Source organism: Streptomyces litmocidini (assembly GCF_014649755.1).
Lineage (GTDB): Bacteria > Actinomycetota > Actinomycetes > Streptomycetales > Streptomycetaceae > Streptomyces > Streptomyces litmocidini.
Window position 1 is genome coordinate 198,759 of record NZ_BMTQ01000008.1, and the last position, 17,637, is coordinate 216,395.

Consider the following 17,637-nt stretch of genomic DNA (forward strand, 5'->3'; position numbering starts at 1 on the left):
CCGAGGAGAGCCCCATGAGCGTCCACGACCGCGCTCCGTCCGTCCGCCGCGGCCGCGACCGCAAGGCCGTCGTCCTCCCCGCGCCCCCGGGGCGTCCCGCCGCCCACGGCCCACGGCCCCGGTGCGCGGTCGTCGGCGGCGGCATCGCGGGCATCGCCGCCGCCACGGCGCTGGCCGAGCGGGGGGTCCGCGTCACCCTCTACGAGCGGGAGACGGCGCTCGGCGGCCGCCTGGCCGGCTGGCCCACCGAGCTCGCGGACGGCTCCGCCGTCACCATGAGCCGCGGTTTCCACGCGTTCTTCCGCCAGTACTACAACCTGCGCGGCCTCCTGCGGCGGGTCGACCCCGGGCTCGACCGGCTCCGCCCCCTGCCCGACTACCCGTTGCGGCACGCCTCGGGGCTGCACGACAGCTTCGCCCGGGTGCCGAGGACACCGCCGTGGAGCGCCGTCGGCTTCACCGTCCTCAGCCCCAGCTTCGGTGTCCGGGACCTGGCCCGGTTGAACCCCCGCGCCGCACTTCCGCTGCTCGACGTGCGGGCGTCCGAGATCCACCGGCGTTACGACGGCGTCAGCGCGCTCGAACTGCTCGACCGCATCCGCTTCCCGGCGGCCGCCCGGCACCTCGCCTTCGAGGTCTTCTCCCGGAGCTTCTTCGCCGACCCTGCCGAGCTGTCCGCCGCCGAACTCGCCCTCATGTTCCACGTCTACTTCCTCGGCTCGTCGGAGGGGCTCCTCTTCGACGTGCCGGACGAGCCCTACCCGCAGGCGCTGTGGGACCCCCTCGGCCGCTATCTCGAAGGACACGGCGTCGACATCCGTACGGGCACCGCCGTGTCCGGCCTCCGACCCGCCCCGCACGGCGGCCACCTGATCGACGCCGGCGGGGCCGCCGAGCACGCCGACGCGGTCGTCCTGGCCCTGGACACCGCGGGGCTGCGGGCCCTCACGGCAGCCTCTCCCCACCTGGGCGACGAGACGTGGCGCGCCCGGGTCGGCCGGCTCCGCACCGCACCGCCCTTCCTCGTGTCCCGGCTCTGGCTCGACCGCCCCGTCGCCGCCCACCGCCCCGGCTTCCTCGGCACCAGTGGCTACGGGCCCCTGGACAACATCAGCGTGCTCGACGCCTGGGAGGGCGAGGCCGCGCGCTGGGCCGCGAAGACCGGCGGAGCCGTCCTCGAACTCCACGCGTACGCCGCGGATCCGGCCGCGGGTCCGGGGGCCCTCGCCCGTGCCCTGACCGAACAACTGCACCGCGTGTACCCGGAGACGTCCGCGGCGCGCATCGTCGACCGACGGGACGAGTGGCGAGAGGACTGCCCGCTCTTCGCCGTGGGCGGCGACGCGGACCGGCCCACCGTCGACACGCCCGATCCGACCGTCACCGTCGCCGGGGACCTGGTCCGCACGGGGCTTCCGGTGGCGCTCATGGAACGGGCCGCCACCACCGGCTTCCTCGCGGCCAACGCCCATCTGCGGCGCTGGGGCCTGCGCGGGCAGACGCTGTGGACCGTGCCCGACCGGGGCCGGTCCGCGCCCCTGCGTCTCCTGGCGCACCTCTTCGGCGAGCACTGACGGGAGGGGCGTCTCGCGCGCGTCGGCGGTCCGACGTCGGCGCGGCAGGACCGGCACGGCGGAGCAGGGCGGGCGGGGGTCTCCCCGTCGGCAGAGGAGGTGCCACCCGCCCACCGCACCCCGGGTCCCGGCCGACCGGGCCGTCGAGCCGCCCAACCCCCTCAGCCCGTTCAGCCCGTTCAACTCGCTCAGCCCGTTCAGCCCGTTCAGCCGGGGAAACGGCCGTCCCTGCGGAGGGCGAAGCGCCGTTCGGCGTACGCGAGGTCGTCCCGCCACAACCGGCGTGCCGCGGCCCGCATCGCGGGTCGCAGCAGCGGAGCCAGCGCGCGGGCCAGCACGAACCCGCGCCGGTCCGATCCGGCCACGACCGCCTCCACCACGGCGGTCCTCGGGCGCCGGGCGCCGGGCGGCGTCAGTGGCGTCGCGTGCGTCTCCACCACCGATCCGGTTCCCTCGCCGGCCACGATGCGCATGACGACCGTGCGCGCGTCCGGTGCGTCGAACGTCGCGCGCACCGGGACCACCGCCCGTCCGGCCACCTTGAACGACACGTCCACCAGCAGGACGTCGTCCGTTCCGTCGTCGCCTGCGGGGCCGTCCAGCACGGTCAGGTCCACGAACGAGTACGGGTGCAGCCAGGCGCCGTGCCAGGGATCGAGGCGGTTCGCGACGACGTCCTCCGGTTCGCACCCGCCGACCCCGGTGTACACCGCGGCGACCGTCCCGTCCCCGGGCGGGCGGGTCGGCACGGCGGGACGCTCGGTCGGCGCTTCACCACCGGCCAGGTCGAGCCGTACCCACAGCAGGACGCCGTCGTCGTGCACCGGCCACGGCGACCACCCGGCGAAGGGCGCTCCGTCGAGGGCGAGGCCGTGCCAGTGGCAGATCAGCCGGCCGCACCGCACCGCGCTGTCCTTGAGCGGGGCGCCGAGGTGGGGGCAGGCCCCGGGCCCGGCGTGGGGTGCGCCGTTCTCGTCGCGCCACAGCACGATCTCGGTGCCGGCGACCGTCCGGCCGAGCGGCCGACGGGCGGTCAGGTCCGAGGCGGCGCCGACGACGAACCAGTTCCCCGAGGGACGTGCCCGGGCCCGGTCGAGGGCCTCCGCGATCCGCGCGGGCTTGGCGTCCCGCCACGTGGGGCGCTGGCGCTCCCAGGCGACGGCGTTCCGGCGCAGCCGCAGCGGCAGCGCCGCCCGGCGATCCGCCCGGCGGGCGGCGCTGCCATCCGTCCGCCGGGCGGATCCGATGTCCGTCCGCCGGGTGGATTCGCTGTCCGTCCGGCGGTCGGATCCGGTGTCCGTCCGCCCGGTCGGCCCGCCGCCCGTCCGCCCGGTCCGTCCGCCGTCCGTCCCGTTCTCCGCGCTCACGGCCTGTCCTCTCCCCGACGCTCCGTCACCGCTCCCCCGCTCGCCGCCGCGACGGCTGCCCCGTCGTGCGCCCTCCCGGCACCTCTCTGGCTCCCGTCTCCCGCTCTCCGGCCGGAGCCCGGCCGGGGGCGGACGGGGCGGGCGACGGTGCGCGCGGCGAGGGCCCCGGCCAGACCGCGCAGCGCCACGGCCGCCCTCCGCCGTCGGCCCACCACGGCCCTGCGGTGCACCACCGCGTACCCGTCCCTCTCGATCGCCCCCAGGATGTCGCGGTACAGCACGAACGCCGTGCGCACGCACGGCGCCGACACGGGGTCCAGGCGCTCGATCCCCGGCTCGGCGGCGCGGTAGGCGTCCCGGGTCAGGGCCGCGGCCGTGCGCAGCGCCGAGGTGATCCGTGCGTCCCGACGCCCGGTCCGCCTGCTCCACGTCAGCAGCTCGCGGTCCACGCCGTGCGCCGCCAGCAGGTCCAGGGGCAGGTAGATCCGCCCCCGGTCGAGGTCCTCGCCCACGTCCCGGAGGAAGTTCGTCAGCTGGAAGGCCACCCCGAGCGCCGCGGCGTACGGCTCTGCCTCCGCCCGGGAGGTGACCGTGCCGAGCACCGGGGTCATCTGCAGCCCGATGACGGCGGCCGACCCGTGCATGTAGGACCTCAGATCGGCGTAGGTCGGGTACTCCTCGACCGACAGGTCGCTGCGCATCGACGCGAGGAAGTCGGTGAAGTGGCGGGCCGGGATGCCGTACCGGGCCCTCGTGTCGGCCGCCGCCCGGACCACCGGCTCGCCGGCCTCCTCACCCCGGACGGCCCGCAGCCATTGCCGTTCCAGTGCGTCGAGGGCGAGGCGCCGTTCGCCGGTGGAGGCTCCCGCACCCAGGTCGTCGACGATGTCGTCGGCGTACCGCGCGAAGCCGTAGAGGGCGTGCACGGCGGCGCGCCGGTCCACCGGGAGGAGGCGGGTGGCGAGGAAGTACGTCTTGCCGTGCCGGGCGTTGAGCAGGCGGCTGGCGGCGTAGGCCGCCCGCAGCGACGGATCGGTGATTCCCGCGGCGTCCAGCTCGCGCGCCGTCATCCGGTCGGCCCCTTTCCGGTCACGCGGGCCGCGGCGAGCTTCCCGGAGATCAGCACCGTGGGCACCCCGACGCCCGGGGTCGTACCGCACCCGGCCAGGACGGCGTTCTCCGTGCCGGCCACGAGGTTCCTCGGCCGGAAGGGGCCCGTCTGCGCGAGGGTGTGGGCCACGGAGAAGGGGGTTCCGGCCGCGTGCCCCGACGCCGTCCAGTCCGCCGGGGTGACGAGGCTCTCCTCGTCGACCGACGCCCCCAGGCCGGCCAGCCCCCGGCGCTCCAGCTCCCGCACCAGTTCGTCCCGGTAGCGCGGCCCGAGCTCGCCCCAGTGGGTGGCCCCGAAGCCGGTCTCCGTGTTGGGACAGGGTGCCAGGACGTAGTGCAGATGGCGCCCGGCCGGGGCCAGCGACGGGTCGGTCGCGGTGGGTCGGGTGATCAGCAGCGAGGGGTCGCTCATCAGCTGTCCGGAACCGATCAGCTCACCGAACACGGTCTCCCAAGCGTTCCCGAACGACAGTGTGTGGTGCGCCAGTTGGGGCCAGGTGCGGTCCGTCCCGACGTGCAGGACCACCGCGCTCGGGGCGTGCCGCAGCCGGACGGGGCGCCTCGGGGTCCGTCCCAGGAGCCGGTAGGACACCGGCAGGTCCGGCGTCAGGACGACCGCGTCGCAGGGGATCCGGTCGTGGTCGGTGACCACGGCGGTGACGCGCCGGCCGGTGCGCTCGAGGCGGGCGACCCGCTCCCCGAACCGGAACGCCACGCCCGCCCGGGCCGCCGCCTCGGTCATCGCCACCGGCACGGTGTGCATGCCGCCGCGCGGGAAGTAGACGCCGGCGACCGTGTCCATGTAGGCGATCACGGCGTAGGCGGCCAGCGCACGGGACGGGGCGACCCCGGCGTACAGGGCCTGGAAGGAGAACACCCGGCGCAGCCGCTCGTCCGACAGGAAGCGTCCGACGGCCCGGTCGAGGCGCCCGAAGCCGCCGAGCGCCGCGAGCCGTGCCAGGTCCGGGTGGAGCAGCCGTACGGGGGAGTCGAAGTTGGCGTCGATGAAACGCCGCATCTGCACGGCGTAGAGCTCTTCGAGCCATCGGCGCAACCTGCGGTAGCCCAAGGCCTCCCGTGCGCCGGCGAAGGCGGCGATCCCGGCCTCCATGGCCTCGGCGTCGGTGTGCACGTCGAGGCGGCTCCCGTCGGCGAAGAGCGCCCGGTACGCGGGGTGCAGGGGGACGAGGTCGACGTGGTCGCGCAGCGATTCGCCCACGGCGTGGAAGGCCTCGTCGAGGACGTCCGGCATCGTGAGGACCGTCGGGCCCGTGTCCACCCGGTAGCCTCCGAGGTGGAGACGTCCGGCCCGGCCGCCGGGTCCCTCGTCCCGCTCCACCACGGTCACCCGCCGGCCCGCGCCCGACAGGTGCAGCGCGGCGGCCAGGCCCGCCAGGCCCGCTCCCACGACGACGACATGGTCCGTCGGACCGGTCAGGGACTTCAACGGGCTTCTCCGATCAGAACGGTGTCGATGCTGTCGGCGGTGTCGGCGGTGGCGGGCTCCACGACGGCGGCGGTGGCGGCGGGCCCCAGGACGTCGGTGGCGTGGGCGGTGGCGGTATCGCGTACGGCTCCGGGCCGGGCGGGCCGTCCGGAGGCGGGGCCTCGCCCGCAGGCATCGCGCAGCAGGTCGCCGAGCCGGTCCGCCGCCTCCCGTGACAGGCCGGCGTCGGCGACCGCCTCGATCCCGCGGGCGCACAGCTCCTCGACGCGCCGGGAGACCGACTCGCGCGCCCCACACGTGTCGAGGAGCTCCAGCACGCGGTCGACGTCCACCGTCCGGGCCGTGGGAGCCCCGCCGTCGACGTCCCCCGCCCGGGCGGCGGGAGCCCCCACCGCCTCGTCCAGGAGCCGCAGTCCGACGTGGTCCCCGTCGCGGAGGCACAGCTCCCGCGCGACGGCCAGCAGATAGGTCGCCTTGCCCTCGCGGATGTCCTCGCCGATCGGCTTCCCGGTCGTGGCCGGATCTCCGAAGGCCCCCTGCACGTCGTCGTGGAGCTGGAACGCCAGCCCGGCCGACCATCCGGCCGCGCGCAGCCGCCCCACCGTGTGCTCGGGCGCGCCCGCGAGCACCGCGCCCAGCGCCAAGGGATGTCCCACCGTGTACAGCGCCGTCTTGAGCACGGCGGTGCGCATCGCCCGGTCCGCCGACGTGGCGCGCGTGACCTGGCCGTGCAGGTCGAGGTACTGACCGGCCACCATCTGCATGCGCATCGCCCGCCACGCGTCCGCCGCCCGCTCCTCCGCCGGTGCTCCCCGAACGGCCTCGGCGAAGGCGTCGTCGGCCCAGGCGAGGGCCAGATCCCCGGCGAGCACCGCGGCGGCCCCGCCGAACGTGCCGCACGGCGACGCGCGCCCGGCGGTCCCGTACTGCCCGTCTATGCCTACGTGCACGGTGGGGCGTCCGCGGCGCACCGCGGAGCCGTCCATGACGTCGTCGTGGATCAGCGCGCAGGTCTGGATCAGTTCGAGCGCCGCGGCGACCCCCAGGGCCCGGGGGGCCTCGCGGGCCCCTCCCCCGCAGCCGCGCATCGCCCACCACAGGAACGCGGAGCGCAGCCGTCTGCCGCCGTCCAGCGCGAAACGCGCCACGCGGCCGGCGATGTCGGCGGCGAAGACCGGATCCGCGGCCTCGGCCTCCTCCAGGCGCCGCTCCAGCATTCCCCCGAGATGCTCCCCGACGGCCCCGGGCACGTTCTGGTCGACGTCGGACGGATCGAGCACGCGCATCGCAACTCCCCTTGGCGGCAGCCTGGCCTGTGTGGCTCACCGGTCTCACTGGCTCACCGCTGATTCCGTACCGCCTCCGCGAGCGGATGCACCGTTCCTTGGGCCGTCCGGACCATCCACGGCCACGAACGGCGTGCCGTGGGGGATCCGACGGTGCGCCGGCCGTGACACTGGGAGGCCCCGCACGTTCCCGGAGGCACCGCCATGGCCCTGCTGAGAGACTCCGAACTCGCGGGCGCCTTCGACCACGCGGCCGGCACCTACGACCGCATGACCTCGGCCAGCCCCGGCTACCACCGGCACCTGCGCCGCTCGGCGCGCCGCCTCGCCCTGCCGGGCCTCGGCGCGGGCTGGTCCGTGCTCGACCTCGGCTGCGGCACCGGTGCCTCGACCGCCGCCCTCCTGCGCGCCGCGCCGCTCGCCTCCGTCACCGGGGTCGACGCCTCGGTCGGCATGCTGGCCCGGGCCCGGAGCAAGGCCTGGTCGGGCCGGGCGACGTTCGTCCACGCTTCCGCCGAGGGCATGACCGGAGCCGGCGTCACAGGCCCGTACGACGCGGTCTTCGCCGCCTACCTCTTCCGCAACGTCACGGATCCCGACGCCGTCCTGGGACGGGTCCGGGACGTGCTGCGCCCCGGTGGACGGCTCGCCGTCCACGAGTACGCCCTGAGCGGGCGGGCCGTCGACCGCGCGCTGTGGTCGGCGGTCATGGCCGCCGTGGTGCTGCCGTGGGGCCGGAGCCACGGCGACGGGGCGCTCTACCGCCACCTGTGGCGCAGCGTGCTCGACTTCGACACGGCCGACGCGTTCGCCCGGCGGCTCCGCCGTGCCGGGTTCACCGGTGTCCGCGTGCTGCCCCAGCCGGGCTGGCAGACCGGCATCACGCACACCTTCGTGGCCACCCGGCCCTGAGGGCGCGGTGCGGTCGGCCCGGGCCCTCGGCCAGGGGCGTGCCCCCGGTTCACGAGCGGGTGACGCCACCGGGTGCCGCCGGCGTCGGGCGGCTTCTTCCTCCTCGCCGTGGCCCGCGTCCCCACCGCCTCCGTCGCCCGCCGGTGCATCCGGGGGCCGCCGAACGGAGGAAGGCTGTACAGCGTCACAGGACGACGCTCGTTCCTGCGGAGGAGAGGTGTTCCATGCGGCTCCATGACGAGTCCACCCCCCATGACGGGTCCACCCCCCACGACGGCGCCCACCGGCCGCCCCCGGGGGTCAGTGACGCCACGGTCGAGGCGCTGGGGTCCCTCTCCAAGGCGCTGGAGACGGTCGAGCGGGCCCGCGGCGCCCTCTACGGCTTCCACCAGCTGACGGGAACCGCGGACTTCGAGCTCGGCCGCGCGGTGCGCCTGCTCCGGGAGGCCGGCCACGGCGACTGGGCCGACCGGGTGGAGACCGAGATCCTGGGGCGCAACGTCATTCCCGGGCACTGGACGTTCCAGATCGTCGAGGCCTACGACCGGACGTACTACGAGCCGTTCAAGGACCTGGAACGGCTCGCCGTCTCCCGGCTCGCCGGAGGACGGAACCATCTGTACGAGGCCCGGCTCAAGGAGGCACGGCGCACCGTGGGCCATCCCGACCACACCTCCGGCCCCGGCTGACGGCGTACGCCTCAGGACCACGCCGCTGGACGGACCCCTCGTCCGGCGAGGGACTTCGGCATCCCCAGGGCCGGACTCACGGAGCCGTTCGAACCCTGCCCGAACAGCCGGTTCATCGCCGGGTGCAGCAGCGGACGCCCGGCTGTTCCCCGAGATCCGGGAACGGGGCCGCACCGGTGTCCTCGGCCCGCGCCGGTCCGGAGGTCGTCCGCGCCGCGACTCCCCCTCCCCCCGGCTGTCCCACTCCTGACCGGCCCTTCCGGTCTCTTTCGGGCCCGGGTCCGGTCCGGCTCGGGAAGCGGAGCGGTGGGTCGCGCCGCACGCGCAGAAGGCGCCCCTGCCCGCGAGGGGGAAGGGGCGCCTTCTGCGCGTGCCGGCCCGGGACCGGGGTCAGGCATGACGGTGTCGGTTGCCCGTGACGAGGCGGTAGAGGGCGAGGAGGATCACCGAGCCTATGACGGCGGCGATCCAGGTGGAAAGGTCGAAGAATCCGTCGATGGCGTCGACGCCGAAGATCACCTTTCCGAGCCAGCCGCCGAGCAGACCGCCGACGATGCCGATGAGCATGGTGATGATGATGCCGCCCGGGTCCTTGCCCGGCATGAGAGCCTTCGCGATCGCGCCGGCCAGCAGGCCGATGATGATCCACGCGATGATGCCCATGGTGTGCCTCCGGTTCGTCGCCTGAGAAGTTCGTAAGCTCCGCCTGTACCGATCCGGCGACGCCAAACGCCTCTTTCCGAAGAGGTGCGCTGGAGCCCTCCCCGATCCGGGCACGGATGCCGGGGCGCGCCGGGACGGGGGAAGGACCCCCGCCGGCGGGTTCGGCACGACGGCCCGCCGGCCGTCGCCCGATGCGACGAGCCGCGTCGGGCAAGGGAGTTGACGCGCCGGTCCGGGCCGAAGAGGCCGGCGGGCCGGACCGGAGGGCCGGAGCCGCGCGACAGGGTGTTCCGGGGCCGCCTTCCACCGCGGCGTCAGGCGGACGAGCCGCCCGGGCGCCGCTTCCACCAGCGGGGGCGGGTACGGGGGCGGACGGCGCGCCCCAGCCGCCGGCCGACGAGCACGTAGCCGAGGAGTGCTCCCGTCGTGTTGAGGAAGACGTCGTCGATGTCGAAGGCACGTCCCGTGACGAGCGCGCCCTGCACCAGCTCCACGAGCAGCATGGTGGCCGCGGTGACGAGCGCGACCCGGAGGAATCCGCGCGTCTTGCGGGACAGCAGCGGCAACAGGATTCCGAAGGGAACGCCGAGGGCGATGTTTCCCCCGAGCTGCTTGACGGTCTCCACGAAGCCCGGCTGGCGGAGGTAGTTCCCGATCGACCGGCCCGGCATCAGATTGCTGCGGGTGAGGGACACGGACGCCGGCGAGGCCTCCAGGGTGAGTCTGGCCAGGACCACGGCGAACGCCACCATGCCCGCGAGGGCCACCAGAGTGACCAGCGCCCGCACCAACCGCCCCGGGCCCCGTCGGACCGGGGCCGCCGGCCTCGCCCCCGGCGCTCTCGTACGCGGCTCCGCCCCGGGTGCCCTCGCACCCGGCTCCGCCCCGGGTGCCCTCGTGCCCGGCTCCGTCCCGACTGCTCCCCTCCCGGCCGGCTCGGCCCCGGCCGGATCCGTCCCGGCGGGCGCCGCCGCCTTCTCGCCTCCCGCCGCTCCGGCCCGTTTCCCCGACGCTCTCCAACCGATCATGCGCCTCTTCCTCCTCTGGACGCCCGCGTGCGGACGGGCCCCGCGTACCCGGGACGAGGCGGCCGCATGCCGTGCGATCCGTCGGGGACCGCACGTCTGACACACCCGCCCCACGAGCATCAATCCGTCTCCGTGCAAACGGAGTTGGGAATGGGAGGCGTCGAGGCGGGCACCAGGCGACCATGGGAGAAGACACCGAGAACAGACCCTCGCCGCCCCGCCGGACGACAAGGCGCTCCGGAGGGAGGTGGCGCCTCGTCATCGGCGCTCTGCTCGTGCTCGCCGTCGCCCTCATGCTGATCGGCCAGTTCCTCGGGCTCCCCGGGCTGGACGTCTTCGGGACGAAGGTGAAGGACCGCTCGGGTCCCGCCGTCCTGAAGGCCGTCCAGGACCTGAGCCGGTACGAGGGCGCGGCGGGGACCTACCAGGTGGTGGTCGACCTGGAGCACGACGCGCGGTTCCTGCCGGACTCGATCCGCGGCACCCGCATCCTCTACGTGGCGAACGGCAGCGTCGGCGCCTACGTCGAACTGGACCGCCTCGGGGACGGCACCGTGACCGTCGACGCGGACCGGACCGAGGCCACCCTCCGCCTGCCGCACGCCAAGCTGGCCGCTCCCGCGCTCGATCCCGAACGCTCGTACTCCGTCTCCAAGCAGCGTGGTCTGCTCGACCGGCTGGGCGACCTCTTCTCGGACAACCCCGCGAGCGAGCAGGCCGTCAACGTCCTCGCCGCCCAGCGGATCAGCGACGCCGCCCGCGAGTCCGGCCTGACGTCCCGGGCGGAGCGGAACACGACCGAGATGCTCCGGAAACTCCTGCTCGGCCTCGGCTTCGAACGGGTGACGGTCACCTACGCATGAGCGGGATCCTCGCGGGCCCCGCCCCGGAGGCGCACTGATCAGCGCAGGAGGCGGTGGGGCGCGCGGCCGCTCCCACGCGCCTCGCCCGCTCCCCCACGCGCCGCGCTTCGACGGGGGCGGCGCGCAGGAGGCCTCGGCCTCGCAGTGCCGGGCGCCGTGCCCCGCCGCTCCTGCCGCTCCTGCCTGACGTCCACTCAGAACACCTTTCGCTTCCCCGGCGTGCGGCCCCCGCAGGGGCGTTCCCAGCGCGAGGAACGGCTCCGGCATCCCCGCCGCCCCCCTTCCCCCGTGCCCCGACCCTCCGGGTTCGTGGCGGAGGAAAGCGTTTCGGCGTCGTGTTCGCGGTCATCCGGACCCTCGAACGTGGTCCTGGACTCGGGAGGTCCGTCGTGCCGGTCGTGCTGATCCTGGTGCTCGGTGTCGGGGTGGCGATGGCGTGGTGGAGCATCACGCCTGTTCGCGGCACGGCGCGGCGGGGGGCCCGGTGAAGGCCGGTGGCCGGCCCCGGCTCGTGCGTGCGTGGGATCAGTTTCCGCTCGTGTGGCGCGCGCGGACCCACAGGGGCAGGGCGAACCAGCAGACCAGGTACCAGACGAGGACGGCGGAGACCAGCCAGGGCACGTACGGGTCGTGCGTGGCCACCCTCAGGATGAGGAACAGCGCGGCCGTCAGCGTCGCGAGGAGGAGCAGGATGCCGGTGAAGGTGAGCCGGGAGGCCCAGACGACGGCCTGGGGCTTGACCCGCCGTCCGGACACGATCCGGTGGACGGAGACAGGACCGATCAGCGCACCCGTCGCCAGCGAGCCGAGGATGACGGTGACGAGGTAGATCGTCTTGTCGGTCTGCTGCAGATCGTGGAAGAGCGGAGTGAACACCACCGTGAGCAGGAAGCCGAGGAGGATCTGGACGCCGGTCTGGGCGACCCGTATCTCCTGGAGGAGTTCCTGCCAGCGCCGGTCCGCGCGCTCCTCCTCGGTCTCGCCCCGCCCGTCCGTATCGGTGCGGGGCTCCCCTGCGTCGCCTCCGCGCCGCTCCTCGCCCTGCTCGTCCTTCGGCGTGGCAACGCCGTTTCGTTCGTCCATCAAGATCCTCCTCAGGAATGTGGGGCCGGAGCGGACCCGCCCTCTCCGGCGATGAGCGCCCGGCGCGGAGAAGGGACTCCCGCACCGGCCGTCGCGGCGTCCCGGGGCGCGTCGGGCCACCTCGCCCCGGACGCCGGCGTACGGCGGCCGATCGGCCCGTCCCGCCGCGGAAGGGCGCCGCGTGCGGCCCGCCCACAGGCGCCGCACGACCCACGACCAGGGGAAGCCGTGGGTCGTGCGGCGTGAGCGTGTCCAGTCGTTCAGCACCCGTGTGCCCCGATGACAGGGGCGCATCCCCCCTTTCGGCGACACAAGGGAGTGCCTCGGCACACGTGCTGTGCCTGATCGCTCCGTGAGACAGCCGGGCCGGGGCGACGAAGCCCTTTCCCCGCCGCACCGCTTCATCCTGACGGGAGCCATCGGCCGGCTGCGTGTCGTGCACGCCGAACGGCCGGCTCGCCCGCGTGCTCCCTCGCTCCCGGACGACCGCCCCGCACCGGAAGAGACCCGTGCGGGGCGGTCGCGAGGCCGCCGACCGGCGGCGGGGAGGAAGCCCCCTGTGCTCCCCCAGTCGCCCCTCCACCGCTCAGGCGGCCCTTCCGGGTCTCCCAGGACGCGTCAGGAACGCGCGGGGCCTGCCGTTGCCCCGCACGACGGCGTGGGCCGGACGGAAACCCGTCCGGCCCACGCCGTCGTGCGCCACCGGGCGCTCCCCGTCCCGCGGACGCGGGACCGCGCCCGTGTGACGGACGCTCAGACCGATCCGCGCCAGGCGCCCGTCTCCCGGCCGCCTCGCTCTTCGATGAACGTCTTGAACCGCTTGAGGTCGCCGGTCACCTTGCGCTTGACGAACCCGAGCTTGTCGCCGACCTGCTCCGTCAGCCCCTCGGGGGCGAAGTCCATCTGGAGCATGACCTTCGTCCGGGCGTCGTCGAGACGGTGGAACGTGACGACTCCGGCCTGCCGTGCCTCGCCCTCGACGGTCGTCCAGGCGACGCGTTCGTCCGGGATCTGCTCGGTGACGACGGCGTCGAACTCCCGACGCACACCACCGATCTCCGTGACCCAGTGGGTGAGCGTGTCCGTACGCTGCTCGATCCGCTCCACGCCCTCCATGAAGCGGGGGAACGTCTCGAACTGGGTCCACTGGTCGTACGCGGCGCGAACCGGAACCTCGACCTCGACGGACTCCTCCACCTTCGACATGCCAACACCTTTCTCCTGGACGAGACTTATCTCCCCATCGGGGATGTATTGCTACGTTTCGCGTAACCCGAGCTGAAGACCTCACACCTCTTCGGCAGACATCGATCACATCTCGTGTCCCTTGAGGGCCCCGGCGCCTTCCCCGCCCGGGCACGCCTCGCCGGCAGGGAGGCGCACCCGTCGGGGAGACCCGGGCCACGGCTTGTCAGATGGCGCCCGTCCCGCCCGAGAAGGGCCCGCCGGTGCGGTAGTACTGGCCGATCTCCTCGCGGTACTGCCGGTCGGCGAGGTGCTTGTCGGAGACGAACTCCGGCGCGTCCTTCACCTGTTCCCTGGACAGGGCGAGGTGGAGCGTGTGCTCCTCCAGGTCGACGCGGGTCACCGCGCTCGCCGGGATCAGCACCTCCTTGCCGAAGATCCAGACGCCCGTGTCCACCACCAGATAGGCGTCGTCCACCTCGTCGGAGTGCTTGTCCACCTTGCCGATGTGTCCGTCGGACGCCTCGACCCGCCATCCGGTGAGGTCAGTGCCCGCCAGGTGGCCGAATTCCGTGTTGTAGGACCAGAGATGATCGGTCATCGCTGTCACTCCTCTGTCGCTGTGCGTCGTGTACGTCGCGGAACCGAACGTGCGCGCCGCCTCGGGGCGGGTCACGCCGGTCGTCCTCGGCGACCGTGGGTGCCACGGTCGGGACCACCGCCCGGCATCGGCGAAGGACGGTCGCGCAGACGGCGGTTCCGAGGAAGCCCACCGCCACCAGGAGCAGACCGACCAGGTCGAGGACGACCGCTTCGGGCTCCCGGTCGGACGCGAAGGCGAGGACGCCGCCGACGGGGATCACGGCGAGGAACAGTCCCGGCCCCATGGTCGCCTCCTTCCCGCGCGGGTCGGACGGCGTCCGCGTACCCGGGTCTCCAGGGATCATGTCGTTCTCCCCGGGAGCGGTCGGAGCCCGCCCTCGCCGGCCCGCACAGGCAGGCGCTCCCCCTCCTTTCCCTTCCTCCGGGGGATGGTCATGGACGGACGGGGCACGCGTCATCCGCGAGCCCCGTCCACGCACCAGTGGGCGGCACACCCGCCGATCGGCCCGTCGGCAGAGGCCGACCAGACCCCGGGGAGCACCGATGCAGGTCCGCGCGAGGCCCTTCCCTCCGGATCTCATGCCGGAGACCCACGCCGTCGCCGGCCGCTACCGGCTCGACCGTCTCCTGGGCCGCGGCGGCTCGGCCGACGTGTACGAAGCGCTGGATCTGCGGCTGCGGCGCCCGGTGGCGGTGAAGGTGTTCCGCCCCGAGGACGCCCACCGGGCCCGGGCGCGGTGCGGCGAGGAGGCCCGGATCCTGGCGCGCATGCAGCATCCCGGGCTGGTGACGCTCTACGACGCGGGCGACGACGAAGACCGGCCCTATCTGGTGATGCAGCTCGTCCGGGGGACGACCCTGCAACGGCGCATGACCCGCACGGTCCTCGGGCACGCCGAGACCTGCCGGATGGGAACGGTTCTGGCCTCGGCCCTCGCCCATGTGCACGCCCGCGGGGTCGTCCACCGCGACGTCAAACCGTCGAACGTCCTCCTGGACCGGACGGACACCCCGCACCTGTCGGACTTCGGCATCTCCCGCCGCCTCGACGGCCCCGCGGGCTCCGTGCCCGAGGGCGACGGCACGCTCGTCGGGACCGCCTCCTACATGGCGCCCGAGCAGGCCCTGGGCCGGAGCGTGGGGCCCGAAGCCGATGTCTACAGCCTCGGCCTGGTGCTCCTCGAAGCGCTGAAGGGCGAGACGGAGTACGGGGGAGCGCCGCTGGAGGCGGCGCTGGCGCACCTGGACCGACCTCCGGTGCTTCCGCCGGGTCTTCCGGCGGAGCTCGCCGCCCTGCTGACGGCCATGACCGCCCGGGCCCCCGAGGTCCGGCCCGAGGCGGCCGTCTGCGCACGTGCCCTCGCCGCCCCGCGAAGGGCCGGGCGCACCTCCCCCGCCGCCCCCGGACGTACCTCCCCGGGTGGGCGGCCGGCTCGCCGCGCCTCCGAAGGACCCACCGGACCGGTCGGCCCACGCACGTCCGCCCGCTCCCCCGGTGTCGGCCGTCCAGGGCGCCCCACCGGCAGGCGGGCCGTGGCGGCGACCCTGGCCGCCCTCGGTCTCACGCTGACCGGTTCCCTGGGCGGCGCCCCCGCCGAGGAGGCGGTGTCCCGGGGCGCGGTTGTTCCCCGCCCGGGGTCGGCGGACGGCGCCCGGACGGTCGCACCGGCACCACTCGTACCGCGCGCGGACGACCCCACCCGCCCCCTCGGCGGCGCCTGACGCCTCATCGGGCATTCGGATCACAGAAGTCCGCGATCCGGATACGCCCCGGACATGATCCGGAAGAGCTTCCCGGCCCGACGGACCGGGATGGTGCGGGACGACCCGGCGGACGACCCGAAGTGGCAGGACATGACGCCCGGTAGCACCCGTGTCGGCGTTCTCGGCGGAACCACAGGCGTTCCCGTGTTTCCCGAAGACCTGCTCGACCGCGGCCCCGCCGGGGGCGGCGCGTGCCGGGGGACGTCACGCCGAGGACGCAGACTCTGATCCTGACGGCGGGCGCCTGCGGCGGCGAGGCGGCGGGAGTCGTCCGTCTGCGACGCATCCCACACCCCCGCATGTTTACGGTGATTACATCATTGCCCTAATGTGTGTGGTGCACACATCGTGGATGATCGAGACGGAAGAGAGACCGGGATGACCAGCGAGCTGTTCTCGCCCCTGCCCCTGCGCTCCGGGCAGGTGCTGAAGAACCGGATCGCGAAGGCGGCCATGGAGGAGAACATGGCCGGCGACGGCCAACTCCCCGACGGGCAGCTGCTGTCGCTGTACCGGCGCTGGGCCGTCGGCGGCGCCGGCCTGCTGATCACCGGAAACGTGATGGTCCACGCCGAAGCCCTGACCGGACCCGCCGGAGTCGTACTCGACGAGCGCGCCCCGCTGGAGCCCTTCGCCGAGTGGGCGAAGGCGGCCAAGTCCGGCGGCGGCGCGATCTGGATGCAGATCAACCACCCCGGTCGGCAAGTGGCCTCCGACATGCCCGGCGTGGTCTGGGGCCCCACCGACATCGGCGTCAGTCTGGGCAGGCACAGCAGCCGCTTCGGCCGCCCGACCGCCATGACCCCCCAGCAGATCGAGGACACGGTGGCACGGTACGCGGTGACCGCGCGGCGCGCCGAGGAAGCCGGATTCGACGGTGTCGAGATCCACGCCGCCCACGGCTACCTGCTGTCGCAGTTCCTCTCCCCCCTCGTCAACAAGCGCACCGACCAGTGGGGCGGGTCCCCGGAGAACCGAGCCCGGATGCTGCTTGACGTCGTCCGCGCCGTCCGCGCCTCGGTCTCCCCGTCCTTCGCCGTCGCGGTGAAGCTCAACTCCGCCGACTTCCAGCGCGGGGGCTTCGACGCCGACGACGCCCGCCAGGTCATCGGGATGCTCGAACCGCTCGGCGTCGACCTGGTCGAGCTGTCCGGCGGCAGCTACGAGAGCCCGGCCATGACCGGCCGCCCCGCCGACGACCGCACCCGGGCCCGCGAGGCCTACTTCCTCGACCTCGCCGAGGACCTCGTCAGGACCAGTCCCATCCCGCTGATGCTCACCGGCGGCATCACCCAGCGCGCGACCGCGGAGAAGGTCCTCGACAGCGGCGTGGCGGTCGTCGGCATGGGCACCGCCCTGGCCGTCACCCCCGACCTGCCCGAGCGCTGGCGCCGGGGCCGCGAGGCCGACCGCGCCATGCGCCCGGTGACCTGGTCCGACAAGGCCCTCGCCTCCGCCGCCGGCATGGCCCAGGTCCGCCACCAGATGCGCCGTCTCGCCCGCGGCAGCAGCCCCAGGCCCGGTACCCACCCGGCGATCGCCCTGGTCTCCGAACTGCGCAAGCAGCGAAGGGCCCTTCGCGGCTACCGCGCCTGGCTGGCCGAGTACCGGGCCACGGCCTGAGAAGGACGCCGACGGCGCCCCGCGGCGCGCCCCTCCGCTCCGCCCGGGTCGCCATCGGTCATTGCCTTGTCCCCGTCCCGGCACTCGTCGTCCGCTGCGCGGTGCCGTCCGCTCCGCCTTGACGCCCTGCCGCATGAAGTGCTCCCGCACATGAAGTGCCCGCGCACGACCGCGTGCGCAGCCGCCCTCCGCGGGCGGTCCGCCACGTGAACCGTCTGCCGGAAGACCGTCCGTCCCCGACGAGGGAGCGCGAAGACGACGGGACCGAGCCGGAGCCCCGGAGAACCTCGAGGGCTCCTCGTCGAAGGGCCCTCTCGCGCCCGACGGAACGGAAAGGCACCCCGGGGCCGGGCGCTTGGCTCGCGGGAGGCGGGGAAGGCGATCGTCGCATAGCGTCGACGCAGGCGCGTACGGATGGACGCGCCGACGGACACGCGTCC

General features: G+C 74.3%; 15 protein-coding genes. 6 read left to right on the top strand and 9 right to left on the bottom strand.

Features of this window, described 5'->3' with window-relative positions:
• Window positions 1-14 precede the first annotated feature (14 nt).
• Window positions 15-1,574 (top strand): FAD-dependent oxidoreductase, encoded by a 1,560-nt coding sequence (locus IE180_RS19390; protein WP_190158147.1) that lies wholly within the window; start codon window positions 15-17, stop codon window positions 1,572-1,574.
• Between the two features lie 206 nt (window positions 1,575-1,780).
• Here IE180_RS19390 and IE180_RS19395 read toward each other — a convergent pair whose 3' ends face one another.
• The 4 genes from IE180_RS19395 to IE180_RS19410 all read right to left on the bottom strand — a co-directional run bounded on the left by IE180_RS19395 (window position 1,781) and on the right by IE180_RS19410 (window position 6,784).
• Complete coding sequence (locus IE180_RS19395; RefSeq protein WP_229860659.1) at window positions 1,781-2,755, bottom strand: Rieske (2Fe-2S) protein; 975 nt, start codon at window positions 2,753-2,755, stop codon at window positions 1,781-1,783.
• Between the two features lie 182 nt (window positions 2,756-2,937).
• Window positions 2,938-4,011 (bottom strand): phytoene/squalene synthase family protein, encoded by a 1,074-nt coding sequence (locus tag IE180_RS19400; RefSeq protein ID WP_190158148.1) that lies wholly within the window; start codon window positions 4,009-4,011, stop codon window positions 2,938-2,940.
• Window positions 4,008-5,498, bottom strand: a complete 1,491-nt coding sequence (gene crtI, locus IE180_RS19405; protein ID WP_190158149.1) for a phytoene desaturase family protein — start codon at window positions 5,496-5,498, stop codon at window positions 4,008-4,010. The genes IE180_RS19400 and crtI overlap by 4 nt, the downstream gene beginning before the upstream one ends.
• A complete protein-coding gene (locus IE180_RS19410) occupies window positions 5,495-6,784 on the bottom strand; it encodes a polyprenyl synthetase family protein (RefSeq protein WP_229860631.1) in 1,290 nt (429 codons plus the stop codon). Before IE180_RS19410 ends, crtI begins: the two co-directional genes overlap by 4 nt.
• A 204-nt stretch (window positions 6,785-6,988) precedes the next feature.
• Here IE180_RS19410 and IE180_RS19415 point away from each other — a divergent pair, with 204 nt between their 5' ends.
• Window positions 6,989-7,696: a class I SAM-dependent methyltransferase gene (locus IE180_RS19415; protein ID WP_190158150.1), complete on the top strand. Its 708-nt coding sequence runs from the start codon at window positions 6,989-6,991 to the stop codon at window positions 7,694-7,696.
• Between the two features lie 224 nt (window positions 7,697-7,920).
• Window positions 7,921-8,385, top strand: a complete 465-nt coding sequence (locus tag IE180_RS19420; RefSeq protein WP_190158151.1) for a hypothetical protein — start codon at window positions 7,921-7,923, stop codon at window positions 8,383-8,385.
• A 390-nt stretch (window positions 8,386-8,775) separates the two neighbouring features.
• On the opposite strand, the gene IE180_RS19425 is transcribed toward IE180_RS19420, so the two are convergent.
• Together IE180_RS19425 and IE180_RS19430 are read right to left on the bottom strand one after the other, a co-directional pair.
• The gene (locus IE180_RS19425) at window positions 8,776-9,048 is read right to left on the bottom strand and encodes a GlsB/YeaQ/YmgE family stress response membrane protein (RefSeq protein WP_190158152.1); all 273 of its coding nucleotides are present in this window, start codon (window positions 9,046-9,048) and stop codon (window positions 8,776-8,778) included.
• Between the two features lie 314 nt (window positions 9,049-9,362).
• Window positions 9,363-9,836: a VanZ family protein gene (locus tag IE180_RS19430; RefSeq protein ID WP_308434419.1), complete on the bottom strand. Its 474-nt coding sequence runs from the start codon at window positions 9,834-9,836 to the stop codon at window positions 9,363-9,365.
• Window positions 9,837-10,258: 422 nt separating this feature from the next.
• Between IE180_RS19430 and IE180_RS19435 the strand changes: the two genes are divergently transcribed.
• Window positions 10,259-10,939: a DUF4230 domain-containing protein gene (locus tag IE180_RS19435; protein ID WP_190158153.1), complete on the top strand. Its 681-nt coding sequence runs from the start codon at window positions 10,259-10,261 to the stop codon at window positions 10,937-10,939.
• Window positions 10,940-11,464: 525 nt separating this feature from the next.
• Here IE180_RS19435 and IE180_RS19440 read toward each other — a convergent pair.
• From IE180_RS19440 to IE180_RS19450, 3 genes are all read right to left on the bottom strand, one after another.
• Complete coding sequence (locus tag IE180_RS19440) at window positions 11,465-12,022, bottom strand: DUF6328 family protein (RefSeq protein ID WP_190158154.1); 558 nt, start codon at window positions 12,020-12,022, stop codon at window positions 11,465-11,467.
• 753 nt (window positions 12,023-12,775) lie between these two features.
• Window positions 12,776-13,228, bottom strand: coding sequence for an SRPBCC family protein (locus IE180_RS19445; protein WP_190158155.1), 453 nt, complete (start codon window positions 13,226-13,228; stop codon window positions 12,776-12,778).
• A gap of 205 nt (window positions 13,229-13,433) precedes the next feature.
• Window positions 13,434-13,808, bottom strand: coding sequence for a ribosome maturation factor RimM (locus IE180_RS19450; protein WP_190158156.1), 375 nt, complete (start codon window positions 13,806-13,808; stop codon window positions 13,434-13,436).
• 581 nt (window positions 13,809-14,389) lie between these two features.
• On the opposite strand from IE180_RS19450, the gene IE180_RS19455 reads away from it, so the two are divergent.
• On the top strand, window positions 14,390-15,532 hold the full coding sequence (locus tag IE180_RS19455) for a serine/threonine-protein kinase (protein ID WP_229860633.1): 1,143 nt from the start codon (window positions 14,390-14,392) through the stop codon (window positions 15,530-15,532).
• A gap of 420 nt (window positions 15,533-15,952) precedes the next feature.
• A complete protein-coding gene (locus IE180_RS19460) occupies window positions 15,953-17,197 on the top strand; it encodes an NADH:flavin oxidoreductase/NADH oxidase family protein (RefSeq protein ID WP_190158158.1) in 1,245 nt (414 codons plus the stop codon).
• The last annotated feature ends 440 nt before the right edge of the window (window positions 17,198-17,637 follow it).